General features: G+C 39.5%; 26 protein-coding genes, 1 pseudogene and 1 riboswitch. Of the genes and pseudogenes, 22 read left to right on the forward strand and 5 right to left on the reverse strand.

The features are described from left to right. Positions 1–54: 54 nt before the first annotated feature. Complete coding sequence (locus LS684_RS08995) at positions 55–1,179, reverse strand: aminotransferase class V-fold PLP-dependent enzyme (RefSeq protein ID WP_233811261.1); 1,125 nt, start codon at positions 1,177–1,179, stop codon at positions 55–57. Between the two features lie 36 nt (positions 1,180–1,215). Between LS684_RS08995 and LS684_RS09000 the strand changes: the two genes are divergently transcribed. From LS684_RS09000 to LS684_RS09070, 15 genes and pseudogenes are all read left to right on the forward strand, one after another. Next, entirely contained in the window at positions 1,216–1,923 is a 708-nt protein-coding gene (locus LS684_RS09000; RefSeq protein ID WP_233811262.1) for a Crp/Fnr family transcriptional regulator, read from the forward strand. Positions 1,924–2,622: 699 nt separating this feature from the next. Continuing rightward, positions 2,623–3,093, forward strand: a complete 471-nt coding sequence (locus LS684_RS09005; protein ID WP_233811263.1) for a flavodoxin — start codon at positions 2,623–2,625, stop codon at positions 3,091–3,093. Further along, positions 3,086–3,973 (forward strand): hypothetical protein, encoded by an 888-nt coding sequence (locus tag LS684_RS09010; protein ID WP_233811264.1) that lies wholly within the window; start codon positions 3,086–3,088, stop codon positions 3,971–3,973. The genes LS684_RS09005 and LS684_RS09010 overlap by 8 nt, the downstream gene beginning before the upstream one ends. Positions 3,974–3,988: 15 nt before the next feature. After that, positions 3,989–4,441, forward strand: coding sequence for a flavodoxin (locus tag LS684_RS09015; protein WP_233811265.1), 453 nt, complete (start codon positions 3,989–3,991; stop codon positions 4,439–4,441). Between the two features lie 18 nt (positions 4,442–4,459). Beyond that, positions 4,460–4,597 carry an FbpB family small basic protein gene (locus tag LS684_RS09020; RefSeq protein ID WP_233811588.1) on the forward strand — a complete coding sequence of 46 codons (138 nt, stop codon included), beginning with the start codon at positions 4,460–4,462 and terminating at the stop codon, positions 4,595–4,597. 616 nt (positions 4,598–5,213) lie between these two features. Then, the gene (locus LS684_RS09025; protein WP_233811266.1) at positions 5,214–6,809 is read left to right on the forward strand and encodes an ABC transporter substrate-binding protein; all 1,596 of its coding nucleotides are present in this window, start codon (positions 5,214–5,216) and stop codon (positions 6,807–6,809) included. Between the two features lie 74 nt (positions 6,810–6,883). Beyond that, entirely contained in the window at positions 6,884–7,834 is a 951-nt protein-coding gene (locus LS684_RS09030; protein WP_233811267.1) for an ABC transporter permease, read from the forward strand. Between the two features lie 6 nt (positions 7,835–7,840). Further along, complete coding sequence (locus tag LS684_RS09035) at positions 7,841–8,695, forward strand: ABC transporter permease (protein WP_233811268.1); 855 nt, start codon at positions 7,841–7,843, stop codon at positions 8,693–8,695. A 35-nt stretch (positions 8,696–8,730) separates the two neighbouring features. Then, on the forward strand, positions 8,731–9,729 hold the full coding sequence (locus tag LS684_RS09040; RefSeq protein WP_233811269.1) for an ABC transporter ATP-binding protein: 999 nt from the start codon (positions 8,731–8,733) through the stop codon (positions 9,727–9,729). Then, positions 9,722–10,696 carry an ABC transporter ATP-binding protein gene (locus tag LS684_RS09045; protein WP_432418806.1) on the forward strand — a complete coding sequence of 325 codons (975 nt, stop codon included), beginning with the start codon at positions 9,722–9,724 and terminating at the stop codon, positions 10,694–10,696. The genes LS684_RS09040 and LS684_RS09045 overlap by 8 nt, the downstream gene beginning before the upstream one ends. Positions 10,697–10,713: 17 nt before the next feature. Next, entirely contained in the window at positions 10,714–11,166 is a 453-nt protein-coding gene (locus tag LS684_RS09050; protein ID WP_233811270.1) for a hypothetical protein, read from the forward strand. A gap of 800 nt (positions 11,167–11,966) precedes the next feature. After that, a pseudogene (locus LS684_RS09055) lies at positions 11,967–12,083 on the forward strand (Lrp/AsnC family transcriptional regulator); the annotation flags it as partial. A gap of 64 nt (positions 12,084–12,147) precedes the next feature. Further along, the gene (locus LS684_RS09060) at positions 12,148–12,465 is read left to right on the forward strand and encodes an ArsR/SmtB family transcription factor (RefSeq protein WP_233811271.1); all 318 of its coding nucleotides are present in this window, start codon (positions 12,148–12,150) and stop codon (positions 12,463–12,465) included. A 162-nt stretch (positions 12,466–12,627) separates the two neighbouring features. Beyond that, positions 12,628–13,179: an NAD(P)H-dependent oxidoreductase gene (locus LS684_RS09065; protein WP_233811272.1), complete on the forward strand. Its 552-nt coding sequence runs from the start codon at positions 12,628–12,630 to the stop codon at positions 13,177–13,179. Between the two features lie 33 nt (positions 13,180–13,212). Continuing rightward, positions 13,213–13,857, forward strand: coding sequence for a peroxiredoxin-like family protein (locus LS684_RS09070; RefSeq protein WP_233811273.1), 645 nt, complete (start codon positions 13,213–13,215; stop codon positions 13,855–13,857). Positions 13,858–13,921: 64 nt separating this feature from the next. On the opposite strand, the gene LS684_RS09075 is transcribed toward LS684_RS09070, so the two are convergent. Further along, positions 13,922–15,477 (reverse strand): IS3 family transposase gene (locus LS684_RS09075; RefSeq protein WP_233811040.1). Its coding sequence is split into 2 segments (ribosomal slippage): positions 13,922–14,838 and positions 14,838–15,477, totalling 1,557 coding nucleotides; the frame shifts between segments, so codons are not numbered across the junction. Between the two features lie 100 nt (positions 15,478–15,577). Further along, positions 15,578–16,009 carry an Rrf2 family transcriptional regulator gene (locus LS684_RS09080; protein WP_233811274.1) on the reverse strand — a complete coding sequence of 144 codons (432 nt, stop codon included), beginning with the start codon at positions 16,007–16,009 and terminating at the stop codon, positions 15,578–15,580. A gap of 140 nt (positions 16,010–16,149) precedes the next feature. On the opposite strand from LS684_RS09080, the gene LS684_RS09085 reads away from it, so the two are divergent. Beyond that, complete coding sequence (locus LS684_RS09085; protein WP_233811275.1) at positions 16,150–16,791, forward strand: NAD(P)-dependent oxidoreductase; 642 nt, start codon at positions 16,150–16,152, stop codon at positions 16,789–16,791. A 22-nt stretch (positions 16,792–16,813) separates the two neighbouring features. Then, positions 16,814–17,662 carry a VOC family protein gene (locus LS684_RS09090; RefSeq protein ID WP_233811590.1) on the forward strand — a complete coding sequence of 283 codons (849 nt, stop codon included), beginning with the start codon at positions 16,814–16,816 and terminating at the stop codon, positions 17,660–17,662. Positions 17,663–18,049: 387 nt separating this feature from the next. Here LS684_RS09090 and LS684_RS09095 read toward each other — a convergent pair whose 3' ends face one another. Further along, positions 18,050–18,718 (reverse strand): SOS response-associated peptidase, encoded by a 669-nt coding sequence (locus tag LS684_RS09095; protein ID WP_233811276.1) that lies wholly within the window; start codon positions 18,716–18,718, stop codon positions 18,050–18,052. Between the two features lie 151 nt (positions 18,719–18,869). On the opposite strand from LS684_RS09095, the gene LS684_RS09100 reads away from it, so the two are divergent. Next, positions 18,870–20,270, forward strand: a complete 1,401-nt coding sequence (locus LS684_RS09100; RefSeq protein WP_233811277.1) for a PAS domain-containing sensor histidine kinase — start codon at positions 18,870–18,872, stop codon at positions 20,268–20,270. A 66-nt stretch (positions 20,271–20,336) separates the two neighbouring features. Beyond that, entirely contained in the window at positions 20,337–21,302 is a 966-nt protein-coding gene (locus tag LS684_RS09105; protein WP_233811278.1) for an alpha/beta hydrolase family protein, read from the forward strand. Positions 21,303–21,748: 446 nt separating this feature from the next. Here LS684_RS09105 and LS684_RS09110 read toward each other — a convergent pair whose 3' ends face one another. Further along, positions 21,749–22,435: a DUF1287 domain-containing protein gene (locus LS684_RS09110; RefSeq protein WP_233811279.1), complete on the reverse strand. Its 687-nt coding sequence runs from the start codon at positions 22,433–22,435 to the stop codon at positions 21,749–21,751. 727 nt (positions 22,436–23,162) lie between these two features. Between LS684_RS09110 and LS684_RS09120 the strand changes: the two genes are divergently transcribed. From LS684_RS09120 to LS684_RS09130, 3 genes are all read left to right on the forward strand, one after another. After that, positions 23,163–23,633, forward strand: a complete 471-nt coding sequence (locus LS684_RS09120; protein ID WP_233811280.1) for a GNAT family N-acetyltransferase — start codon at positions 23,163–23,165, stop codon at positions 23,631–23,633. A 58-nt stretch (positions 23,634–23,691) separates the two neighbouring features. Next, positions 23,692–23,878: riboswitch (cobalamin riboswitch) on the forward strand. A gap of 165 nt (positions 23,879–24,043) precedes the next feature. Then, positions 24,044–24,571: a hypothetical protein gene (locus tag LS684_RS09125; RefSeq protein WP_233811281.1), complete on the forward strand. Its 528-nt coding sequence runs from the start codon at positions 24,044–24,046 to the stop codon at positions 24,569–24,571. 13 nt (positions 24,572–24,584) lie between these two features. Beyond that, on the forward strand, positions 24,585–25,529 hold the full coding sequence (locus LS684_RS09130) for an ABC transporter substrate-binding protein (RefSeq protein ID WP_233811591.1): 945 nt from the start codon (positions 24,585–24,587) through the stop codon (positions 25,527–25,529). Positions 25,530–25,591 lie beyond the last annotated feature (62 nt).

Raw genomic sequence — 25,591 nt, forward strand, 5'->3', positions numbered from 1 at the left:
ACTACCACAAGATAGTCAGCAAAGATATATATGTTAAATATAGGGGGAACGAGGTTAGCGAAGCTTTTTAAACAAGTGTATGGCTTCCTTCAAATCATCTTTTGTATTGTAAAGATGTGGAGCCATTCGGATGACGTCTTGTCTGGCTGAGACGATAAAGCCTTCTTGCTTCATTTTTTCTTCGATGATGTGGGCATTTTCTACATAGAACGCGGTGTTAGGACCTTTCATGGCAGGTGAACTAGGGCTCATAATGGGCAACTCTAGCTCTTTCGCTTGCTCTATGGCGAAGGAGGAAAGCTCATTTAAATAAGCTTCTATTGCAGGCATGCCAATCGAGTTAATCATTAATAGTGCTGCATTTGCCACATATGCATTCATAACAGGGGGAGTTCCTGTGTTAAACCGTTGAGCTGATTCGGCATATTCCAAATCAAACAGGTTAAAATCAAATGGCTTTGCCTGACCAAACCAACCGGTTGTAGCTGGTTCGAGTGTTTCGGCAAGCTCATGATTAATGTATAAAAATGAAATTCCCGGCACGCCTAGTAAGTATTTCTGCATACCTGCAGCTAAAAAATCAATTCCCATTTCTTTTACATTGATATCTATGCTGCCAGCTGATTGATAGGCATCAACAAATAGGAGGGAACCGTTCTCGTGAACGATTTCTGCGATTTTTTTAAGATCCTGCTTAAACCCATTGTAGTAAGAAACATGGGGTATGCAAGTGAGTGCGGTGTTCTTATGGACAAACTGTTCATAAATATCCGAATTTATTGTATAATTATGATGTGGAATATAAGTAACGTTAAATTCTTTCTTTATTTGTTGTGCTAAAATCGCATGCCCGATACAAGGGAAGTCCATTTCAGTCAAACAAACTTCTTTTCCCTTTAAGTCGAGAGCATGTAAAATAGATGAAATACTATCAGAAACTGAGGATAACACCGCTACTTCTTTCGGATCACAATGGATGAGTTTCGCAAATTCCTTTTTCGAGTTTTCGACTTTTTCCATCCACAGGTCCCAAGCCATCCCGTGAAGTAGCAAGCTTTCTTTATACTCCTCCATCGCATTCAACACATCGAGAGAAATCGCACTTTGAGAGCAGCTAGATAGAACAATTTTGTTTTGTAAGATTGGAAATTTTGATCTCAAGTCGGCTACATTCAACATCTACAAACATCCTTTCAATTCAAATGAGGTGAACCTATGAAAAACGAAATCGTGCAAGAGTTCAACTTACTAAACCCGTGGTTTGATAATCTACCATATAATTGGGAAGAGTTGTTTCAGCATTCAGATGTACTCTCCTATAAAAAGCATGAGACGATTTTCAGACAAAACGAACAAGGAAATCACTTATATTTAATCGAGTCCGGCCGGGTTCGACTGTACTTAATTTCCCCAAATGGAGAAGAAAAAGCACTATCTATCATCGGCAAGAATGGGATACTAGGAGAATGTGCCCTAAACAATGAATCTCGTTACGCCACAAACGCCATATCAGCCTCAAAGGTTGTGTTAAGAAGAATCACGAAACAAAGCTTTATAGAATTCCTCGCAAAAAAGCCTGAATTTGTCTATCAAACGCTCGATTTAATTACGAAAAAATATCGCTTACTATGTTCCCAATCCCTTCAAGCAAGCTACATGAAAGCACTCCCAAGAGTATGCGCTGCATTCATCCAACTCTCAGTTAAGTATGGTGAGTTACTTGAGGAAAACAAAGTGAACCTAACGATCAGCTTTACTCATCAAGAAATGGCGAATCTATTAGGAACAACGAGAGTAACTGTCGCCAATAACATCAAATGGCTTGAAGAGAGAAGCTACATCTCCAAGGTCGGAAAGAGCTATGTTATTCATGACCTTGATGAACTAGCTGAGCTAGCGAATGATCAAATGCTTCTATCTTAACACCTATTATAGTTTGAAAATTCAGATATATATGTAAAATGTTTAACAGTTTTTGCAAATTTATCGGTCAAAGCTATGAAAATATCGATTGATTTAACGCAACCAGTCCTGAATGTTAATGGGCTGGTTTTTTTTGCGGGGAGATAGAGAGGGGATAGTGTGTTGTGAGGGATGGAGGTTGAAATGAGGATAACAGGAGGGGAGCTACGGAGAATGGGTCGAAGTTGCGGATAGGAGTACGAAATACGGATAGGAGTTGGGGATTTATGGATAACTCTGGTGAAGTTACGGATAGGAATTGGAAACCTACGGATAACTGAGAAGAAGTTACGGATAACGGACCTGAGAAATGTGGACGAGATTGAAATAGGGATAACTAGTGTGAAGTTACGGATATAATCGTTAAACCTACGGATAATGATGAGAAGTTGCAGATTTCTTTGATAAAGTTACGGATTATTTGAACATTTCGCTGATATTTACTACACACGCCCACTGATCCACATAAATCTGCAAACAAACGATCGAGTTGTTAAGTAAATACCGACTGTCCAAGCATTTTTCGCTAAAAATATGTCGAACGATTCAATTCTTAACAAATGTAGCAAGTTCAACAAGAAATTCGTTGACAACGATAATCATTATCAATTAATATAAGAACATCAACAAGTGATAATAGTTATCAATTAGGAGGTTTTGATGTTGAAAGCCTTTATTGGATATGCGAGTATGTCTGGAAATACGGAAGATATAGCAAATATCATTCAAGAGGTTCTGGCTCACAAAGGATGTGAGGTAGAGATGCAATGTTTAGATACAGTTGATGCAGATACATTAAGTGAATATGATTGTGTGTTCATTGGTGCATATACGTGGGGTGATGGTGACTTACCATATGAAGCCGAGGATTTCTTTGATGAGTTAGATGCCCTGAAGTTTAACGGGTTGAATGCTGCTTGTTTTGGTTCTGGTGACCGTGCGTATCCCAAATACTGTGCAGCAGTCGATCTACTTGCGAATAAATTAGCGGAGAGGGGCTGTCACGTATTCGATCAGCTATTAAAAATTGAGCTGAATCCAGAAACAGATGCACAAATTAAAGAATGTAAGGAATTTGCTGAGAATGTATATTCTTGGTCAATTGAGAAGAAGGGGAAGAGTTATGTTTGATAAAGGCTCAACGGCTGTGTTATCCACCACTGAATCACCATTCATCGTTGCTGTTAAAAAGGCGGGCATTTATTCATTTGAGAACGGTGAGTGGTCACTACAATACCCTATAACTCAAAACATTTATAAACTCATACATATCGAGCCATATATTTTTGGAATTGGTGATAACGGGACCATTCTTCGCTACAACCCGTTTCGAAAAAAATGGACACATACTACGTTCCCAACAAGTCAGCGTTTGTGGGATATTACAGGCGATGAAACGGGGCTCATCATCACTCATGCAGGTAGCAAGCTGTTTTTATCCAAAGATTTTGGCTCAAGCTGGAATGTCATCAAACCATTTGAATCCCTGATCCATAAGCCGCTCATCCGGTCCTTATTTTACCAAGATGGGGACGTTTATATGGGTACTCAAATCAATCATCAGTCTGGTGGGCTTTGGAAATATTCACTCATAACGGGACAACGGACGCTCGTGAAACAAGAAGCCTATTCAATGATTTCCTCCATCTATATCGATCAGGCTGGAACGCTCTTTATTGCGAAAGGGAATGCCCATTCAGGCGAAGGATCGATTGAAATGAAGAGTAGGTTTGATTTGAACTGGCATTCATTTCAGCAGCCAATTGCAGAAAAAGCATTCCTAGACTTATTTTCCGTAGATGATCATCTATATGCAACGACAAGCCAGGATGAGTATGGATATTCGAGAATCTATGAAATCAATACGAAAGTGAATACATTGTTACCAATTGAAACGGTTCAGGGGCATAGCTTTCGCGGAGCAGGGTTTAAAGATGAATTATTTATTTGTTCCCCAGTTGAGAGTAAATGGGTGTTTAATCGTTATAAAGTATCCAAGTTTGTTCATTAAAAGGAGTGTTTTTCGATGAAAATTGGAGTTGTTTATGCAAGTATGTCAGGAAATACAGAAGCGATAGCGGATATAATTACGGAAGAACTGAAAGCGCGTAAGTATGAGGTGGAGCTAGTAGACATGCTTAGTGTTCAATCTCCTAAGGATTTCCTAAACTATGACCTTACGTTTCTAGGAATGTATACGTGGGGAGATGGGGACTATCCAGATGAGTGCCTTGATATCATGGAGGAGCTAGAAGATTTTGACCTAGAACAGCAACCATTTGCCCTTTTTGGATCTGGCGATACGTCCTATCCAGATTTCTGCGGAGCCCTTGATCTTTTGGATACCTTGATTAAAGCACAAGGTGGCATTACATTTGTGGATCCTTTAAGAATTGAATTTAATCCAGATCCTGAGGATGAAGAGCAAATAAAGAAATTCGTAGCAGAAGCACTAGCGATCTTTGAACCAAGTCGTTAAAGAAGGGAATGGTGTTTGATGAAAAAGAAAAACTTCTTAGAATTAATTGAAGAAAATAAGAAGGACATTGCTGAAGATCTTGCAAAGCTTGAAGAAATCTATGAAAAAATTGAGCAACATATCCTATCGGAAACAATGACAATCAACCAATCATAATATAAGATTGCAACATTTGTGTGGAACTCTCAAAGAAAAAAGACGAACCCATATATAACTGTATACCCCATTGTTACTAGTATCTAACTGTGGGCATGTGGTATATAGGGGCTAGTCTTTTTTTTATTCTATTTTTTACATTCAAAAGAGTAGGAGCTTGTGAGGTTGTTATGAATTTCTAGGTGTACTTCTCCGCCATTTTCGTAGCATCTGGATGTTAAGAGATTGATCTCTTTTGTATGAAAGTATCCAGATGAAATGATAACAAAACAACAAACAGAAATAAATACAAGCAAAATGATTAGCAGTCCGGCCCAATGTTTTTTGATTGACATCATTTCTCTCCATTTCTACGAGATTCCTATTACCCATTATCGTAACATAAAGTGAGAGCCTGTGTGTAATTGGCAATAACGTAAGATTTATCACATATAATTTTCGCAAACAGCATTACAATAAGAAATTGAGCATATCTTTGCTTTAGAAGTGCCTGTCACAGAAAAGTTGATAATTTTAGAGGTTAATTGATTGACTTGTATTTTTTATCGGTGATATATTAAACCAATGAGAAAACTCGGATTTGTGTTTTTTCAGTCATCATTAAGGGGGAAACAAGATGAAAAAGAAATTCATGGGAATGCTGATGCTAATTTTGGCATTATTCCTTGCGTTAGCTGCATGCTCGAATGACGATAGCAGCAAGAATGATAGCAGCAAAGAAAATCCAGGTAAGGAAAAAGAGGGCGGCACACTGACGATTGCAGTGGCAGATAACCCTCAAGTTATGAATCCATTATATGCGAATGATCGCGTGACATTAACGATTCAGCAAGCTTTATATGCACCGCTTTATTTCATGGGTGAAGGCGGGGAGAAGAAGTTTGTTTTAGCAGAGAGCTTTGAACCATCTGAGGACCAATTAACTTGGACATTAAAGTTAAAAGAGAATTTAAAGTGGCATGATGGTGAAGCAATTACAGCTGATGACCTTGTGTTTACTGTCAATTCGATTCTAGATGAAAAGCAAAACAGCTCGATTCGCGGAAGTTTAATCTTTAACGGAGAGCCGCTTCAAGTTGAAAAAGTAGATGAACTAACGGTTGCTTTCAAGCTGCCACAAGTAAGTGCTTCATTTGAAGGAGCGTTAACTGACTTCTTCCCAATTCCACAGCATGTGTTTGAAAAGGAATCCGATTTAATGAAGAGTGAGAAAAACCAATCACCAATCGGTTCTGGTCCATTTAAGTTTAAAGAATTTAAATCGGATGAATATGTGGTGTTAGAACGATTCGATGAATATTTCAATGGCAAACCAAAATTAGATAGCATTGTTTACCGTATTGTTAAAGATCCAAATACAGCTAACATTTCATTACAAAACGGCGAGGTTCATATGAGATTAATTGACCCGCAGGATCATAAGAAGCTGAATGATACAGGTAAATTTAATATGTATGCATTCCCAGAAGGACGTTTGTTCTATTTAGCGTTCAATTTAGACAGTGAAGCTGTACAGAAGAAGGAGCTTCGTCAAGCGGTTGCACATGCACTTGATAAAGAGGAGCTAATTCAAGCTGCGTTTGTATCTTCTGAGTTTGCAGAACCTGCTGCATCTGTATTAACGCCAGATACGATGTATCATACACAAGAGCTGACTACGTATGACTACAACCAAGAGAAGGCGAAGGAATTGTTACAAGAAGGTGGCATTGAAGAAGGACATACCCTACGTGTCATTTATGCAAATAACAATAAGATTATGGAAAGCTTAGCTCTTTATACACAGCAAAAGCTTCAAGAAATTGGCTTAAAAGTAGAGCTTACGCCAATGGATCCAAGTGCATATGGTCAAAAGACATTAGATATGGGTACGACAGATTATGATATCAGCTATGGCGGATATATTATGGGCGCAGAGCCAGATGTATATAAGACTTTATTCCAAAGTGATGCACCTTATAATTTTGCTCGCTACAAAAATGCAGAGTTTGATCAATTATGGGAGAAAGCGTCTGTAGAAGTTGACAAGGATGCTCGTGCTGCACTTTACAAAGATATTCAAGAAACGGTTGCACAGGACGTTCCTTATTTACCATTAGCTTATCCAAAAGCCATTCTTGCGGTTGATAAAAAATACGGTGGAATTGAAGAAGCAACTCCAATTCCGATTTCAATGGTAGAGGACCTGGCAAAAATTTACGAAGTTGAATAATTGACAAAGCAAAAAAGCTGATGGTCAATCAGCTTTTTTGCCATTTCATTACATGAGTACGAGGGGGGTACGATGTGAAAAAAGTCATCATCAAAAGGCTGCTCAATGCCATTCCGCTATTATTTATCATTTCCATTCTTGCCTTTATGCTGATTCAATTAGCACCTGGTGATCCTATTCAAAGCTTTGTCACACCAGATATGAATGCGGAAGATGTAGAGCGGGTTCGGAAAAGTCTTGGACTAGATGAACCAATCCATATTCAATATTGGATGTGGCTTCAAAATATTTTTGCAGGGAATTTTGGGTATTCCATTATTAGCAAGCGGCCGGTGCTCGAAATGATTGTGGAACGACTGCCTGCAACAGTTGGATTAATGGGGGCATCACTCCTGTTATCCTTACTAATTGCGGTTCCACTCGGAATGCTAACGGCTGTGAAAAAGAATTCATTCTTTGATCGTCTAGCCAACTTTATCTCGTATATTGGCATTTCGATTCCAGGGTTTTGGTTCGCTTTACTATTAATCTATGTCTTCTCGCTTCAGCTAGGACTTCTCCCAAGTATGGGAATGCGGACAGTAGGGGTTACTTCATTTTGGGATGTGGTCAAGCATGGAATCCTTCCATGTTTAGTGCTCTCTTTTCAAAGCATTTCTGTCTATATGCGATACATTCGCTCAAGCACAATTCGTCAGCTTGAGGAGGATTATGTTCAAATTCAATATGCCTATGGTTCAAGTCGTGGAAAGATTCTAGTCAATCATGTGCTACGAAATGTTTTACTTCCTGTCATTACGATTATTGGATTGTCTATTCCGAATTTAGTTGGTGGCGCTTTTATTACCGAAACGGTCTTTTCATGGCCTGGATTAGGCTTATTAGGTGTCACATCGATCTTCAGCTTTGATTATCCAGTCATTATGGCAATCACCTTATTTTCTTCCATTATGCTTGTGTTCGGAAACCTGCTGGCAGATATTTTATACAGTGTGGTTGACCCGAGAATAAGGCTAAGGGGGTAGGATGGAATGAACAAACGCAGATGGAAAAGTGTAAAGGACGAATTGTTTAAAAATAAATACGCTCTCCTTTCACTCATTCTTTTAGGTATCTTTACACTTGCATCATTGCTCGCCTTTTTATCACCATTTGATCCGAATAAAATGTCAATTGTTGATAAGCTGCAAGCACCAAATGGGTCTCATTGGTTTGGAACGGATGATTATGGAAGAGATTATTTTACTCGAGTGTTATATGGTGGCCGGGTTTCATTAGCTGTTGGCTTTCTATCAATGGTCGTGGCGATAACAGTTGGAACAGCGGTAGGGGCCATTTCAGGCTATTTTGGTGGGTGGATTGACAATTTGCTTATGCGATTGGTTGAAGTCTTGATGTCCATTCCTTCCTTTTTCTTAATGCTATTATTAAATGCATATATGAAGCCTGGAATAACGACCTTAGTTTTTATTATTGGTTTGCTTACATGGATGGAGATTGCCAGAATTGTTCGGTCTGAGACGCTATCTGTTAAGGAAAGAGAATATGTCCTTTATGCAAAAGCATCAGGTCAATCCTCATGGTGGATTATCTTAAAGCACATTATCCCAAATATTGCTTCAACTATTATTATTGCAGGAACCTTGAATATAGCGACAGCCATTTTAATGGAATCGTCATTAAGCTTTCTTGGATTAGGAGTGCAACAGCCGAATTCATCGTGGGGAAGCATGCTGAATAATGCGCAAGGGTACATTGGCGATGCATGGCACTTGACGCTGTTCCCGGGCTTTTTAATTCTTTTCACCGTATTGGCCTTCAATGTTCTTGGAGATGTCTTGCGAGTGGCATTTGAACCAAAGGGTGCAAATGGGGAGCGTAAATAGAACCTAGATTGCTAGAGAGTTAGGATGTGATTCAATTGACAGAGAAACTGTTAGAGGTAGATCGTTTAAAAACCTCTTTTTTTACAGGAGCAGGTGAAGTGCAGGCTGTCCGAGGTGTGAGCTTTTCATTACATAAAGGACAGGTCTATGGGATTGTAGGCGAATCAGGAAGCGGTAAGAGTGTGATGGCCAAGTCTATAATGTCCTTGATCCAGCGTCCTGGTAGGATCGTAAGTGGGACCATTGAATGGCGTGGGGAAGACCTTTTAGCGAAAAAGGAAAAAGAGTTGCAAGGGATTCGCGGGAACGAAATTGCCCTTATTTCTCAAGATCCGATGTCCGCTTTAAATCCAGTTGTTCGTATTGGAAAACAGCTATTAGAAGTGATACGTCGTCATCAAAAAGTTGGGAAAAGGCAAGCAGAAGCAATTGCGATTGAATTGCTGCGAAGAGTAGGGATTTCGTCTCCAGAGGAGCGTTTAAAGCAATACCCCCATGAACTTAGCGGAGGAATGAAGCAACGGATTATGATTGCAATGTCCATAAGCTGTCAGCCAGATTTATTGATTGCAGATGAACCAACGACTGCTTTGGACGTAACGATTCAAGCGCAGATTTTAGAATTAATTAATGATCTGAAAACGAAGGAAAATATGGCAGTTATGCTAATAACTCATGATCTAGGCGTCGTTGCAGAGAATTGTGAGCGAGTCATGGTGATGTATGGAGGACTTATTATGGAAGAAGGTCCGGTGAAAGAAATCTTCCAGAACCCAAAGCATCCCTATACGGAAGGCTTACTCCGTTCGTTGCCTAAGCAATTAAATGGAGCGAAGGAACGACTAGTCCCAATCCAAGGCTCTCCGCCAGATCTACTCCATCCACCTCAAGGATGTCCTTTTGTTGATCGCTGTCCATACGCTATGGAAAAATGTAAGGAAGAGCTTCCGTCATTTATTCAAGTAGGAGAGGATCGTCATACATTATGCTGGCTGCATGAGGATAAGGGGAAGGAGGGCGAGCATCATGAGTAATCCATTGCTTGAAGTAAAGGATCTAAAAAAGCACTATCCAATCAAAGGAAGCTCTTTGTTCGGTTCGAAACATGTATTAAAGGCCGTTGATGGGGTTTCATTTTCGATTGAAAAAGGAGAGACCTTTGGACTTGTCGGTGAGTCTGGCTGCGGGAAATCAACGGTCGGAAGAAGCATCATACGTTTACATGATATTACATCAGGGAATATTTACCTTGATGGTGCAGATATTTCGACACTAAACGAGAAGAGCCTTAAAAAATACCGTCGACGAATGCAGGCTGTTTTCCAGGATCCATATGCCTCATTAAACCCAACTATGAATGTATTTGAATTGATAAGTGAGCCGATGAAAATTCACGGGAACCCGAGCGTGGCTGAACAAAAGGAAACGATTCTGCATTTGCTCGATCAAGTAGGGCTTAAAAAGGATCATTTATATCGCTATCCACATGAGTTTAGTGGCGGACAGCGCCAGCGGGTAAGTATCGCCCGAGCATTATCAGTAAAGCCTGATTTTATTCTTTGCGATGAACCCATTTCCGCTCTTGATGTATCTGTTCAAGCACAAGTCATAAACATGCTCGAAGATATCCAAGCAGAAACAGGAGTTACCTATTTGTTTATTGCCCATGATCTATCAATGGTTCGACATATATCGGATCGTATTGGGGTCATGTATTTAGGTAACATCGTGGAAATTGGAAGCAGTGAGGAGCTCTACTCGAACCCGCTGCATCCGTATACACAAGCGCTATTGTCAGCGATTCCAGAACCAGATCCAACGATTGAAAAAAGAGAAAGAATTATTTTACAAGGGGAAGTGCCAAGCCCATTACATTCTCCATCTGGCTGTAAATTTCGTACAAGATGTCCACATGCGATGACGATTTGTCAAGAAGTCGTTCCAGAAATGATGGAGGTAGAAACAGGGCATCAAGTGGCTTGTCATTTGTTCTCGAAATAAAAAGGTGCGTGAATACATTGTCAAAAGAGATGCTAGCATTAAATTATGGTTTAATGATTGAAATGATGAAGCAGAAAGGCAAAAGCAATGCGGAAATCATTCAATTAGTAAAGAACGGAAAAAGCGAGGAGCTTCAGTCCTTTGGGGAGGGTATCCCCCATTGGCAGTTCTTAATAGACTATTATCAAGCAAATCCGACCAAGCTTGAAAATGCCATTAACTCAGGCTACCAAATGACCTTTCTAACAAAAGGGGCTCTAAAAGGTCTGTTAGAAATCAAGTTCGGATTAAAGGAAAACTCGGACTTCTCCGATAAAGGCTATTATCTTGATGGCTTGGAATTAAGGGAAGTAACGCTAGTAGAGCTTCAAAGCATCCTCGCATCTAATTGGAAGATTGTGATTGAAAAAGAACATAAGGACCGCATTGATTTTCGAATAGAGCTGACGTATCCTCCAGCAACTGAATAAAATCTCCCATTTTGCGGGGGATACTGAATAAGTCCAATTTTTATGTTAGGCAGTTGATAGTTTGAGTTCATCAAACTTTCAACTGCCTTTTTCTTAGTGTTAGGTAAATCAAATGTATGTACGTGTTTCCCAATCCGAAGAGGGGATCAGTTCTGACAGGAAGTGCAACGTGTCTGAAGAGGTGGGAACATCGGACAGAAAACGCCGCAAATCAATGAACCGTGTCCGAAGAGGTGGGAACATCGGACAGGAGACGTCCAAAATCAATGAACCGTGTCCGAAGAGGGGAGAACATCGGACAGGAAGTGCCAAAATTTTATGAACCGTGTCCGAAGAGGTGGGAACATCGGACAGGAGACGTCCAAAATCATTGAACCGTGTCCGAAGAGGGGAGAACATCGGACAGGAAGTGCCAAAATTTTATGAACCGTGTCCGAAGAGGGAGGAACATCGGACAGGAAGTGCCAAAATTTTATGAACCGTGTCCGAAGAGGGAGGAACATCGGACAGGAAACGCCCAAAAGCAATGAACCGTGTCCGAAGAGGTGGGAACATCGGACAGGAGATGCCCAAAAGCAATGAACCGTGTCCGAAGAGGTGGGAACATCGGACAGGAGATGCCCAAAAGCAATGAACCGTGTCCGAAGAGGGGAGAACATCGGACAGGAGACGCCCAAAAGCAATGAACCGTGTCCGAATGACGATTTAAGATATTGTCGATAGCACTTCCTCTTTGTCAATGAAGGCTGATTTTATTGAAGCAGAACATACATACTTAATAATGGCAGAATTAAGGGAGTAGTGGGGATGGCTGTTATTTATTAGAATGTCGCTTTCCGACAAATGATGAGCTCGATCGCTTTCTTGTTGAATTGAACAAGCATGTGAGTGATAAATTGTCAATTGTAATAAAATAAGTGGTTTTGACAATGGAAAATAGAATGGTTGAATACTCCTTCAATTCGATTTACAATAGTTCTTATGAAACCATTATCACATCCTTCCATAGAAACTATTACATTTACCCAAGTACTTCATGCGTTAAGTGAGCCGAACCGTCTTCGAATCATTCGTTGCTTGAATGAGAGTGGGGAAAATAACTGCGCATATTATAGTCTACAATTAATGTTAAACAAGTCGACCGTGTCTCATCATGTTAAGATTTTAAGAGAAGCCGGGTTGATTAAAGGGCGAATTGAAGGAAAGGAGCATTTATATTCGTTAAGACGAGAGGAAATAGATGAAAGATTTCCTGGATTATTAAATATGGTCATGTCTGTTCATGATGATGACCTCTAAGGGCGAGTACGTAGAAAAAACGTATTCGCTATTTTTTTGATTTTTTTCACATAAAAAGTGTCTTCAACCTTTCATCTTGCATGTAGAAAAAAGAGATGGTATTATACGAATATAGTTTGATAGTTATAAAACTATAGAAGTGAAAAAATGGAGGAATATAATTTGAAAAACTTATTAATTATTAACGGTCATGAATACTCTGAATTCTCAAAAGGAAAGCTGAACCAAACGATTTTTGATGAAATGAATCTATTATTATCATCAAAATATGAAATTAAAACAACAGTTGTCCAAAAAGGATACGATGTAAAGGAAGAACAAGAAAAGTTTAAGTGGGCGGATGCGGTTATTTTCCAAACACCCATCTTTTGGTTCTCTTTACCTGCCATGTTCAAGAAATATTTTGATGATGTGTATGAGTATGGTGTATTCTTCGGGCCAGCTGATGAGTATGGAAAAGGTGGCTTAATGGAAGGGAAAAAATATATGTATTCAACTACATGGAATGCACCAGCATATGCTTTTAACAATGAAAGTGCCTTCTTAAAAGGTGCAGATTTAGAAGAAGCGATTTCTCACCTTCATTATATGCAGCGCTATGTAGATATGGAGCCACTAAAGAGCTTCAGTGCACATGATGTGATTGCTAATCCTGATGTGGATAAGTACATTCGTGAGCTAAAGCAGCACTTACAAGAAGTTTTTAACGTATAGAGAGGACATACCAAAAGAGAGGAAGAGAAGAACGTGAGCTTAACGACTGAATTGACTGAAATAAAAAATCGATTTTTAGCAAAAGCACCAGAAGAAGTGATTGAAAGTGTGACGAAAGCAACGAATGAATTACTAGAAGCTGGAGTTGGCTCAGGGCTTAAGGTAGGAGATAAGGCTCCAAACTTCACGTTACCAAATACGAGAGGGGAAAGTGTTCAACTTTTCGACGAGCTCAAAAAAGGAAAAGTAGTCCTTTCTTTTTACCGAGGTGGCTGGTGCCCGTATTGTAATTTGGAGCTTCGAGCATATCAATCTATGATTGAGGAAATTCATGAGGGAGGCGCGACAGTCCTTGCGATTAGTCCGCAGAAGATAGATGAATCGCTAATGACGGAAGAAAAGAATGAATTATCTTTCCACGTGCTTAGTGATGAAGATTATACTGTGATTAAAGACTATAAGCTGTATTTTGAGTTTCCAGATCACCTAGTCCAAACATATTCGGAGAAATTCAGCCTAGACTTGTCAAAATATAATGGATCGGAAAACCCATGGAGTTTACCAGTCCCAGGTACGCTAATTATTGACCAAGATGGAACGATTCTAAAGTCATATGCAAATGTGAATTATATGGAAAGACTAGATCCGCAAGAAGTACTCGCATACTTAACGAAATAAAAGAAAAAGCACTTGAACGGTGAACTGCTCCCTGTCAAGTAGACAGTGGAAATAATAAAAAGATTTAAGCGGCTTTAGCTCTATATTCCATAGGGCTAAGGCCGTTTAGTCGTTTTTGGTATCTTTCATGATTATAAAAATGGATGTACTCATTTATCGCACTATTAAGTTCCTCAAACGTCTTATATGTATGTAAATAATATTTCTCGCATTTTAGGGTCCCAAAAAAAGACTCCATTGGACCATTATCAATACACCGACCGACTCGTGACATACTTTGTATCATCTCTGCCGCATCGATTTTACGTCTGAACCCTTTAGAGGTGTATTGGAATCCACGGTCACTATGGATAAGAGGGTGCTCTCCATTCAGTAATACAGTGGCTTGATCTAGTGTCTTGAATACAAGTTGATTATTGTTGGAGTGGCCTAGGACATAACTGATAATGGATCCGTCATAAAGATCTCGAATCGCACTTAAATAAGCCTTTTTGGAGTGGCCATACTTAAATTCTGTAACGTCCGTTACCCATTTTTCATTTGGTTTTTCGGCTGTAAATTCACGATTTAATACATTGTCTACCACATGTTGAGGTGTAGATCGTTTATATTGTTTCTTCTTAACACGAATCACAGATCTTAATCCAGCCACTTTCATCAACCGATAGATTCTTTTATGATTAAGTTTATCCTCAAACTTTCTATTCATGTGAAGGGTCATTTGACGATAGCCAAATATACCATCAACTTTTTCATGGAGAGTTTTCATTTCATTGATAATTTCTTCATTCAGTATTTCTCTGGATGAAGGAGTACGGTTCAACCACTTATAATATGCAGATCGTGCAATCCCCGCGATTTCACAAAGTAAATAAATGCTTAAATCTTCATTCTGGTGAAGCTCTTGAATAGCGACATACTTATCCTCAAAACGAATTTGGCTTATTTTCGCCTCCTTTCGATCTCCTCTAACTTTTTTAAAAATAAGTTCTCTGCACGCAACCGTTCATTTTCTCTTTCTAACTTCTTCATGTGAAGGCTGATTTTCTCTACTGGAGTCAAACTAGCGTCTTCTTTCTTTTTCCCACGTTTATCTTTTAACGCTTCATCTCCACCATCTTCAAATTTCTTAACCCACTGATAGACCTGTTGATAAGAAACTTGATAAGTGTCAGCTGCTTTTTGATAATCTTTTCCGTTCCCCAAGCAATCCATCACAATGTGTACTCGTTCTTCCCAAGTCGTTTTTCTTCCCTTAGTCATAGAGCTCGTCCTTCCTTGTGCCGTATCCTTTATATCTCTATGACTATTATACTTCTTTATCCAACGCCTGAGGACAGAAGTACTCGATATTTCATACAACTCCACAATCTCACGTATCGAATACTTCCCAGACAGATAATCTCTAATGGCAGCCAATTTCAATTCCTTTGAATACTTTTTCCAAGTAGAAGACTCTTTGAGACCTTCGAATCCATACTTATCAAACTTGTGTTTCCAGTCTAGGATCGTTGAACGATGAACATTATATTTAGACTCAAGTTCACCTGGTGAATATTGCTTATCTAATGCGGTTAATATTTCGTATTTCTCTTCTACAGAATAAGCTCTTTTGGACATAAAAAATACTCCCCCACAAGCAGTCAGATTTTTATTTTTTAATCTGTCTACCTATAGGGGAGCATATCACGGTTTTTTGTTGCCGTCTCAAGTGCTTTTTTTATTTTTGCTCTTTTTGCAAAATATCTTTTACCACGTCATCGAGGGTGACATTTGCGAGTGCTTTTTCTAATGCGAATTGAGCATTTGCAAGTAAGGGGGTAATTGTATCTTGGATATTTCTTCCAACTGGACAGGAGGGGTTAGGATTGTCATGAACACTGAATAACTCTTGCTCCTGCACGACATTTACCGCTTTATATACATCGAGCAACGAGATATCATCGAGGGATTTTGCCAGCTTGGCACCAGCAACTCCAGGGCGAACGCTGATTAACCCCGCCGTCTTTAACATCCCCATAATTTTTCGAATAACAACCGCATTCGTATTCACACTAGATGCTATAAATTCGGATGTATTTACTCCTTCTTTATTTAGCTCGAGAAGTGATAGTATATGAATTCCGACAGAAAATCGGCTGCTTATAGACATATTTGTCACCTACCTTAACGATATGATCTTAAAAATTAGTATACAGGAAAAAATGATTTATGTTGACATCATTATATCCTGTAACTATAATGAATACAAGTAACTGTAATGGTTACATGTAAATTTTAGGAGGGATTAACATGAAAATTGCCATTATCGGAGCTGCAGGAAAAGCGGGAAGTAAGATCGTAACAGAAGCGATTAATAGAGACCATGAAGTAACAGCAATCGTTCGAGATGCATCGAAAGTCGAGCAGTCAGCTATTACTATTTTAGAAAAAGACTTATTTAATCTTAAAGCGGAAGACGTAACTGGATTCGATGCAGTTGTAAATGCCTTCAATGCGCCAGTTGGAGAGGAACACCTGTATGTGAAAGCAACTAAAGCACTAATTGATCTGTTAAAAGGAAATCAACAGACTAGATTGTTAGTTGTTGGTGGAGCAGGAAGTTTATTTGTAGACGAAGCTCATACCATTCAGGTAATGGATACGCCTGATTTCCCGAAAGAATATGCGGCAACTGCTTACCAAATGGGGCTCGCATTAAAAGAGTTGAAAAACTCTACAGATGTACAATGGACATTTTTAAGTCCCGCTGGATTTTTTGACCCAATTGGGAATCGAACAGGAACATATGAAAAAGGATTAGACCGCCTAATCTTGAATTCTAAAGGAGAAAGTTATATTAGCTACGCTGATTATGCGATTGCGATGGTGGATGAAATTGAACAACCACAGCATTTGAATCAGCGGTTTACCGTAATTAGTGAAGCACAGTAAGAAAAATGGAAGGGGAGTTATGATGGGCTTTCATCAACCACCGATTACATTTGTAGGTGAAGTCATTTTACATGTTGAAAATTTGACAAGAGCCATTACCTTTTATAAGGAGATTATCGGTCTTCAGCTGATAGAGCATTCAGAAAATGATGCGAGCTTTACAGCAGATGGCATAACTAAGCTGCTTTCGTTGAAAAAGCTAGATCATGTGGTTCCGAAGCTGGGAAAAACAACTGGGCTTTATCATTTTGCTCTTCTTCTCCCTAATCGAGGAGATCTTGCTATAGTCGTCAGGCATTTAATTAAGCATGAGATTCCATTTGGTTCATCAGACCATCTTGTAAGTGAGGCGATCTATTTAAATGATCCTGAAGGAAATGGCATTGAGATTTATTGTGATCGCAAGCCTAGTGAGTGGAGCTGGAAAGCTGGTCAAGTTGAGATGGCGGTAGATCCGCTGGATTTTGAGAGTCTTTTGTCTAGTGTAGGTTCTCTCCCGTGGACAGGACTTCCGCCTCAAACGGTGATGGGTCATATTCACTTACATGTATCACATTTGAAAGATGCTGAGAATTTTTATGTGAATGGATTGGGCTTTGAAGTGGTGAATCGGTATGGGTCACAGGCGCTTTTTATCGCAAATGGACAATACCATCATCATATAGGGCTCAATACTTGGAATGGAGTTGGCGCACCGAAGCCACCTGAGCAAAGCACTGGACTTCAGGCATTTACCGTGAATTTTGGGGGAGATGAAATGAGGGAGAGCGCGATCAACCGATTGAAGCAAATAGGTGTAGTCGTTAAGGAAGAAAATGGTGCTTTCGTGGCGGAAGACCCTGCTGGAAATCGATTGTATTTGAAGAGTTGAATATGGGAGGAATTTAAAGATCTTGCTCTCGTTTAGGGCAGGATTTTTTTTATGATGGTTGTTGCTTAAGGTATCTGGTAGGGGGGGCTGACAAGGAAGAAAAAACTGGGTTTGGATAGAAAAAAAGAGAATATCTGTCATTAAAAGTCCGATGAAGACGGAATTAGCTAGAAAAATAGAGAAAAATGGTCATCATAAGTCCGATGAAGACCAAAACAGCTAGAAAAATAGAGGAAAATGGTCATCATGAGTCCGCTGAAAGCCAAAACAGCTAGAAAAAAAGAGAAAAGAGGTCATCATAAGTCCGATGAAGTCCAAATCAGCTAGAAAATAGAACAAAATGGTCTTCACAAACGAGAGATCAGGGGCATTGCCCCTGAACTCGATCTACAGGCTATTCTTTTCGTCCAAGCAGTCGATTTGGTCATTCTTAGGAGAGTTTATGAGCGTTGATACCGGATATTTGATCATCTGCTCTGCTGGGTAAGGGGTTAGCAAGGATTTGAGCATGGTGACATCTTCATTTTTCGGGTCTAGCCAAAGATCGTATGTATCTGCAGGCAATATGACAGGCATACGATCGTGTATCTCTTCCGTCACTTCATTCGGAGTGGTCGTAATGATTGTACAGGTGACAAGGGGGTGATCGGACTTTTTCCATACTTCATACAGGCCAGCAAAAGCAAAAGGCTTTTGGTCCTTCATGACAAACCGGTATGGTTGCTTGTGACCGTTTTCTTTTTTCCATTCGTAAAAGCCGTCAGCGAGAATTAGACATCTTCGCTTTTTGAAGGCATGCTTAAATGAAGGCTTTTCATCGATGCTTTCGCTTCTCGCATTGATCATTTTGTAGCCGATCTTTGGGTTATCTGCCCAGAACGGAACGAGCCCCCATTGCAGAAAGCTGCCTTTTCGTCTTTGCCCATTTGAGCCCACTGCTAGGATGTTTTGGCTCGGTGCTATATTGTACCTTGGGTTCAGCTCCTCTAGCATTTCGAACTGAAATTGTGCTTGTAACTCCGCTTTATTTTCTGAAAGTGAATACCTCCCGCACATTTAAGAACCCTCCATTCCCCTTGCTTTCTTTCTATTTTACCCAAAAGTGGGTGATTTTACATGATTTTCATTGAAATTGAGTTGATTTTAATAGATAATTTGAAAGAATGTGAAAATTTTTTTGATTATTTGCTTAGGGTGTGGAATAAAGATGAAGTTAGCAGAATTAAATGCAGCCGAAATAATAGATCGTATAACGGATGGCTTTTTTTCGCTGGACACGGATTGGAATTTCACCTATGTGAACCATGAAGCGACCAAGCTATTATTTCGAAATCGAGAAGATTTGCTTGATAAAAATATTTGGGAGGAGTTTCCTGAAGCGGTCGATTTACTGTTTTATCAAATGTACCACAAAGCAGTAAATGAGCAGGTGTCGGTTACGTTTGATTCGTTTTTTCCCCCACTGCAAACATGGTTTGATGTTAGAGCCTATCCTTCAAAAAATGGATTATCAGTCTTTTTTCAAGATATTACAAAGAAAAAGCAAACTGTTTTGAAAAATGAACAGCATTATCAATCGTTATTCGAACATCATCCAGATGCGGTCTTTTCCTTTGATCTCCAAGGGAATTATTTAAGTGTAAATAAAGGGATGGAGCAGTTGCTTGGCTATTCAGAGGATGAATATTTAAGCTTAAACTATCTCCCGCTTGTGGCTGATACCCATGTCGAGCATACAAATGAATACTTTAAAAGGGCTGCAAAGGGAATTACACAGAACTATGAAACAATCGCCATCCATAAGGAAGGGGATAAGGTTCCTGTAAGTGTTACGAATATTCCAATTATCGTTGATGGAAAAATTGTAGGCGTATATGGGATTGCTAGAGACTTAACTAAGGAAAAACAAGCGGAAAATATGCTGCTGCGTTCGGAAAAGCTTTCAGTTGTAGGTGAGCTATCCGCATCCATTGCCCATGAAATTCGAAATCCATTAACATCACTTAAAGGATTTCTCCAAATACTTAGAACTTCATTCGAAGAGGTGCCTGCCTATTTCGATATTATGACGGATGAAATTTTGAGAATTGAAAGCATTACCAGTGAGCTTTTGCTACATGCCAAGCCGCAAGCCCATAATTTTAAACATGAAGACATCCAAAAGCTTACTAGCCATGTTGTCACGTTACTAAGCTCACAAGCACTCTTACATAATGTGGAAATAAAGGTAACATATGATTCGTTACCACTTGTATGCTGTATTGAAAATCAAATCAAACAAGTATTTGTAAATGTATTAAAAAATGCCATTGAGTCGATGCCAAATGGAGGAACCGTATGGGTTCATTTAGAATCAGCCGCTGATTATGAAATAATCATTCAAATTGTCGATGAAGGCTGCGGTATTCCAGAAGAATTTTTAAAGGAAGTGGGGATGCCATTTTATACGACAAAGGAAAGAGGCACAGGACTTGGCATGATGACGACGAATAAAATTGTTGAAGCCCATGGAGGCCGAATTGATATTTCAAGCAAGGTAGGAGAAGGGACTAACGTGGTCATCACCTTACCCATTGAACAAAATTTACACCTTTTAGAAAATAGATAGAAATGAATTGAACGAATGGAATTGCATAAACGTCTTATATCCAAAATTGGATGAGGTGGAATTCAAGTGAGCAAACAAATGAATGTGAAGATTAATGGGAGCTATACATTAGGGGCAACTGTAACGATTCCAGTTGGTGATCTTGTGAAGTATCCGGCGATTGTCATGGTTCATGGAAGTGGCCTAGTTGACCGTGATTCAAATGCAAAAGGCATGCCGATGAATATTTTTAAGGAATTAAGTGAACTTGCGGCAGTTCATGGGTTTGCGAGTATCCGATATGATAAGCGGGGAATTGGAGAAAGTGAAGGAGATTATTATGAAGCTGGTGTTAAGGATTTAATTGACGATGCAAAAGCGGCTCTGGAATTTGTCAAAGAACATCCGCAAATAGATGCAGAGAAAGTCATTTTACTAGGTCATAGTGAAGGCAGTATTATTGCTCCGTTTGTTAATGAAAAGGTTCCAGTGAGTGGAATGATCCTGCTAGCCGGTACAGCCGAGCCGTTAGCTGATACAACGGAATGGCAACGGGAGCAAATGATTCAAGATATTCGGACGTTAACAGGCTTACAAGGATGGTTAGTCCGTTTCTTAAAAGTAGATCAAAAAATCATGAAGATGAATGATTCGTTGATGGAAGTTATAAAGGGATCCACGGAACCGGTTATCAAATATAAATGGAAGAAAATAAATGCGAAATGGAACAGAGAGCATCTTGAATATGATGTATCAAAGGTTCTTCCGCTTGTAACTTGCCCAGTGCTTGCCATCACAGGCTCAAAAGATGTAAATGTGAAAGTAACGGACTTACCAAAGATCAAGGAGCTAGTTGCAGGTGAATGTGAAACACATGTTATTGAACATATGACACATATGCTTCGCAAAACAGATGTAGAATACCGCATGAGTAAAATTATCAACCAAAATAAAAAGTCTGTACAGAAGCCAATCGATAGCGAATTAAAGGAAATTTTGTCCAATTGGCTGGAGAATTGGAAGAGTAAAGAACTGAATACTGAGGAAGCATGAGTAAAATTAAGAGCTGGTTCACGAAGTTGGATAGCGAAATAATATGAGGATGGGACATAACTAAATGCTCCTTCTCAAAGACGAACAATGACTTTTATAAAAATATTTATGTCGTAAAAACAATTTCGTTCCACCTGCGCTGCAGACACTCGCTTTCCGCGGGGAGGAACCGGAGCCTCCTCGCTGCGCTTTGGTGTCTCAGCCTTTCCTCTATTTCCCTTAGGAGTCGCGTGCCTTCCGCTCCATTCTACTATTTTTTAAAAATTTTTTTTCCGAACAAACAAAAATAGCCGAACTAGTAAAAAGAGATCACTCCTGATCGTTCGGATAGACCATTGACTGAAATACTGATGTCGCAGCCACGTTTTTTTTTTTTTGCAAACTTGGACTTTTTCATACTGGAAAGGAAAGCTGACTTTATTAGCAGCTTACCTTTGTTTTTTTATCTAAAATTTCCAGCGATAATGACCGGTAATCGGAGCTTGAAAAGAAGTTAGTTTGATCTCAGCTGCGAAAGGGGGAGTGTTGTGAATGACGTATGGAATACCATCCTTTGTTCGTTTGTCTGATATGATGCCGATGTGGTCAAGTGAGTCTGAAAGAAAAACGACAATGTCACCAGCTTGCCATTGCTCAAGATTCGCAGCATTCCCTGGAATCACGTCTGTTGTTAGGGACTCTGCATATCGACGAAAGAAAACATCTTGATTCGGGACTCTTCGAAAATCAATATTTGGATCTGGCTGCTTCGCCACTCGTGGGTAGAGGTCTACATTCGCTGATATGTCCTGATCCATTAAATCCTTTAAGGTAATGTTCGCCCCGTGAAACCCTCTCCAAATCACATCTGTGCAAACGCCTTCATCTTCTGGTGGGTATCCACCAGCATAATATTCGCTCTTATATAGTGTTTTTTGGTCAACCTCTTTTCGTGCGCTTTGAACGATATCAATGGGGTCTGCAATTCCATTGGCATTTATGTCAACTTGCGCGTACAAGTCTGGGACTTCTATGGCTTTTTTGAACGGGTTTTCAAAAGAGATGCCAATTGAATTGATGATGATGCCATTTTGATAAAAGAGGACGAATAACAAGAGACCAACGGCAAACAAGCTAACTAGCAATCTCTTCATTTTTTCTCTCCTAACTTGGTAGATAATATGTAGACGTGTAGCAGTTAGAAAAAGTTTCCTTTATGTTTGTAATTGAGTGAATTTCATCATTTTAATTCCTTATGTCTATTGGATTTCAAGGCATGAAAAAAGGAGTACCTCCCTTACAATCGAATTAGTTAAGTACGACCAAAGAACAACTGTTGAACGAGAGAATGTCTATTTAAAAGAATTCTTCCAGTTAAACAATCTGAGACAGTGAAAGGGAAGAAAGACCAAACCTCATTTTGATTTGGTTACTGTTATTTACCATGAATCAAAATGAGCGGCAGATCGAATCAATCAACATTTGAACAGTTCACAACCAGTGGCAGCTTCATTTTTTTGACCCTGGTCAGGAAAACCCTGACGAAAACCCGTTGATTGGAGCGGAAGAAGCGAAGACTCCTGCGGGATCAAACGGACAAGTGAGATCTCCGAAGGAGCGAAGCGACGAGGAGGCTCAGCGCCGGCCCCGCGGAAAGCGTAGCGCCTGGAACGCAAATCAACAGCCTTGTTTTAAGATGAACTTATTTTAATAGAGCAGTTTCAAATCAGGGCTACCCTTCCTTCCTTTTAAAATAGTAATCATGAAATGATTCAGAATTATCCATTTTTCATTAAGTAATAAAAATAGTAAGTAAATCGATGACGAATGTATGTTCTTATGTTAAAATGTGGTTATTGAATGTTGAAGGGGATATGGAAGATGGGAAAAGTTTCGTTCGTGCATTTTTCGGATGTGTATTTGCCAAAATTACTTACGTTTGAACTTCCGGATGAGCAGGCGCAGTTTACGGCATTGCCTAAGGATAAAATCGAATCATTCGAAGATCAACACCGGATGGTTATTTTATATGATAATGAGCCTGTTGGATACTTTCTTTTACATGCTACAGAGCGTGTAAAGGATTATTCTGATCAGCCTAATGCCATGCTGCTTACGGCGTTGTCGATTAACTATGCGGAGCAAAGGAAGAGCTATGCGAAAAAAAGCATGATGCTGCTAAAGAAGTTTGTGCAAACAGAGTTTCCCGAATGTACGGAAATCGTCTTAGCTGTGAACCATAAGAATGTTCCTGCAAAGCAGCTTTATTTAGCAGTTGGCTTTGAAGATACGGGCATTAGAAAAGTGGGCTCAATTGGCGAGCAATGGGTGATGAGACTCAGAGTAAAGTAATTGTAAAATATTTCTTTGTTATAGAAAGCTAATTATAGTAAAATAAGTATTAATTGAATATGTATTGCAGAGATTGGGTGCTATGTTGATAGCATAATAGGGAATTCGGTAAGAAGCCGAAGCTGTTTCCGCAACTGTAAGTGCTGATGAAATAAGAAATGCCACTGTTTGAGCAACCAAATGGGAAGGCTCTTAAAGTAAAGTGAAGCACAAGCCAGGAGACCTGCCTTTTCTTGAGCGTATTTTGCTCTTCGGAATAAAGAGGATTGTACGGCAGCTTTTCTATGAAACAACTTAATCTGTTTACATAGCATTTTTCGCCGGCCAATGAACTTTGGGCGGTTTTTTTTCGTTGGATTAAAAGACGCTTCTTGCAGACTATTCAAATCGAACAATAGGGGGGCGAACATTTGGAAAAAGACATGCGGTTTCTTTGTTATCCATTTATGCGTGAATCGGTATCAACTGTAGATTTTGAAATTCGAACGGATTCCTTGACGACTCGTATTGGACAAGCCGCAGCCTTAACGAAAGATGTAGAGGTAGTCCATAATGATCTCATGTATTTATTGCCAAATGCTTATCATTTAAACGGGTCTGTTCGTGGAAAGGTAGCGATAACTGAAGAGAAGCTGAATCGATTAAGTGAGATGTACGACTATTATGTAAATGAGGTGGAAGATCAGATTGCTCATTTTCTACTTCCACAAGGAACGGAGGCAGCGTGTGTTCTTCATGTTTGCCGGAGTGAAGCGAAAAAGTCGGTACGTGCATTGCACAAAGTAAGCTTAGAGAGAGAAGTACCAGATATTTTGTTCGATTATGCTCATTTGCTTGCCAATGTACTTTTTGTCATGGCTGTATACGTAAACAAGCAAAATGGGGTCGAAGAAATTCCGTTTATTAGTGAATCATACCCTACGAAAAAGAAGAAATAGATAGGAGAACATGATGAAAACAAAACAACTATTCAAGTTTGTATCCATTATTATGCTTGTATTTTTTTTACAGGCATGCCAAGCAGCAGATGAGAAAACCACAGAAAAGTCAGAACCAAAAGTGGAAGAACCACAATCATATACTGTGACAGATGACTTAGGAAATGAAGTAACATTTGATGAAGTTCCAGAAACAGTGATTTCTTTACAGCCCAGCAATACGGAAATCCTATTTGAGCTTGGTGTGGGGGAGAAAATTATTGGTGTAACGGATTATGATCATTATCCGGAAGAAGCAAGTAAGATTGAACGAGTTTCTGATTCAGTGAATATCAATGCGGAGAAAATACTTTCTTTAAAGCCAGATGTGGTGATTGCTTACACGGTAGGAGAACAAGAGGCATTAAAGCCGATAACGGATGCTGGCATTCCTGTATTTGTTATTCAATCGGCAAGTTCCTTTGAAGATGTATACGGAGATATCGAGCAGTTGGCTGACGTAATGGGTGTAGCGGAAGTTGGGGAAGAAGTAGTCGAAGAAATTCAAGCCAATATGAAGGAAGTAGAAGAGAAGCTATCAGGAGTAACGACGAAGATGCCATTATATCTGGAAATCAGTCCATCACCAGATATTTACACAACCGGGATGAAGACGTTCCAGCAGGAGATTGTGGACCGTGCGGGGGTTGAAAACGTATTTGGTGATCAAGAAGGCTGGATTAAGGTAGCTGAAGAGGAAGTCATTTCTCGAAATCCAGAGTTAATTGTAACTACAGTAAATTATGTTGAAAATGCAGTTGCGGAAATCAAAGGGCGTTCGGGTTGGGACCAAATCAAAGCCATCCAGAATGATCAAGTCTTCTTACTAGATGCTGACGTTTTGTCTAGACCAGGGCCTCGAATTGATGATGCGGTAGAATTATTAGCGAAGACAGCCTATCCAGAGCTTTTTCAATAAGTAGAATAGGAGAGAGAAAGATCTAGATTTCTTTCTCTCTTTTTTATAGGGAAAAATAGGAA

This window comes from Cytobacillus spongiae, from assembly GCF_021390075.1.

Coding starts and splice junctions, on each gene's coding strand:
- LS684_RS08995 (WP_233811261.1), bottom strand. CDS start 1,179: ATGTTGAATGTAGCCGACTTGAGATCAAAATTTCCAATCTTACAAAAC.
- LS684_RS09000 (WP_233811262.1), top strand. CDS start 1,216: ATGAAAAACGAAATCGTGCAAGAGTTCAACTTACTAAACCCGTGGTTT.
- LS684_RS09005 (WP_233811263.1), top strand. CDS start 2,623: ATGTTGAAAGCCTTTATTGGATATGCGAGTATGTCTGGAAATACGGAA.
- LS684_RS09010 (WP_233811264.1), top strand. CDS start 3,086: ATGTTTGATAAAGGCTCAACGGCTGTGTTATCCACCACTGAATCACCA.
- LS684_RS09015 (WP_233811265.1), top strand. CDS start 3,989: ATGAAAATTGGAGTTGTTTATGCAAGTATGTCAGGAAATACAGAAGCG.
- LS684_RS09020 (WP_233811588.1), top strand. CDS start 4,460: ATGAAAAAGAAAAACTTCTTAGAATTAATTGAAGAAAATAAGAAGGAC.
- LS684_RS09025 (WP_233811266.1), top strand. CDS start 5,214: ATGAAAAAGAAATTCATGGGAATGCTGATGCTAATTTTGGCATTATTC.
- LS684_RS09035 (WP_233811268.1), top strand. CDS start 7,841: ATGAACAAACGCAGATGGAAAAGTGTAAAGGACGAATTGTTTAAAAAT.
- LS684_RS09045 (WP_432418806.1), top strand. CDS start 9,722: ATGAGTAATCCATTGCTTGAAGTAAAGGATCTAAAAAAGCACTATCCA.
- LS684_RS09060 (WP_233811271.1), top strand. CDS start 12,148: ATGAAACCATTATCACATCCTTCCATAGAAACTATTACATTTACCCAA.
- LS684_RS09080 (WP_233811274.1), bottom strand. CDS start 16,009: ATGTCTATAAGCAGCCGATTTTCTGTCGGAATTCATATACTATCACTT.
- LS684_RS09085 (WP_233811275.1), top strand. CDS start 16,150: ATGAAAATTGCCATTATCGGAGCTGCAGGAAAAGCGGGAAGTAAGATC.
- LS684_RS09090 (WP_233811590.1), top strand. CDS start 16,814: ATGGGCTTTCATCAACCACCGATTACATTTGTAGGTGAAGTCATTTTA.
- LS684_RS09095 (WP_233811276.1), bottom strand. CDS start 18,718: ATGTGCGGGAGGTATTCACTTTCAGAAAATAAAGCGGAGTTACAAGCA.
- LS684_RS09100 (WP_233811277.1), top strand. CDS start 18,870: ATGAAGTTAGCAGAATTAAATGCAGCCGAAATAATAGATCGTATAACG.
- LS684_RS09110 (WP_233811279.1), bottom strand. CDS start 22,435: ATGAAGAGATTGCTAGTTAGCTTGTTTGCCGTTGGTCTCTTGTTATTC.
- LS684_RS09120 (WP_233811280.1), top strand. CDS start 23,163: ATGGGAAAAGTTTCGTTCGTGCATTTTTCGGATGTGTATTTGCCAAAA.
- LS684_RS09130 (WP_233811591.1), top strand. CDS start 24,585: ATGAAAACAAAACAACTATTCAAGTTTGTATCCATTATTATGCTTGTA.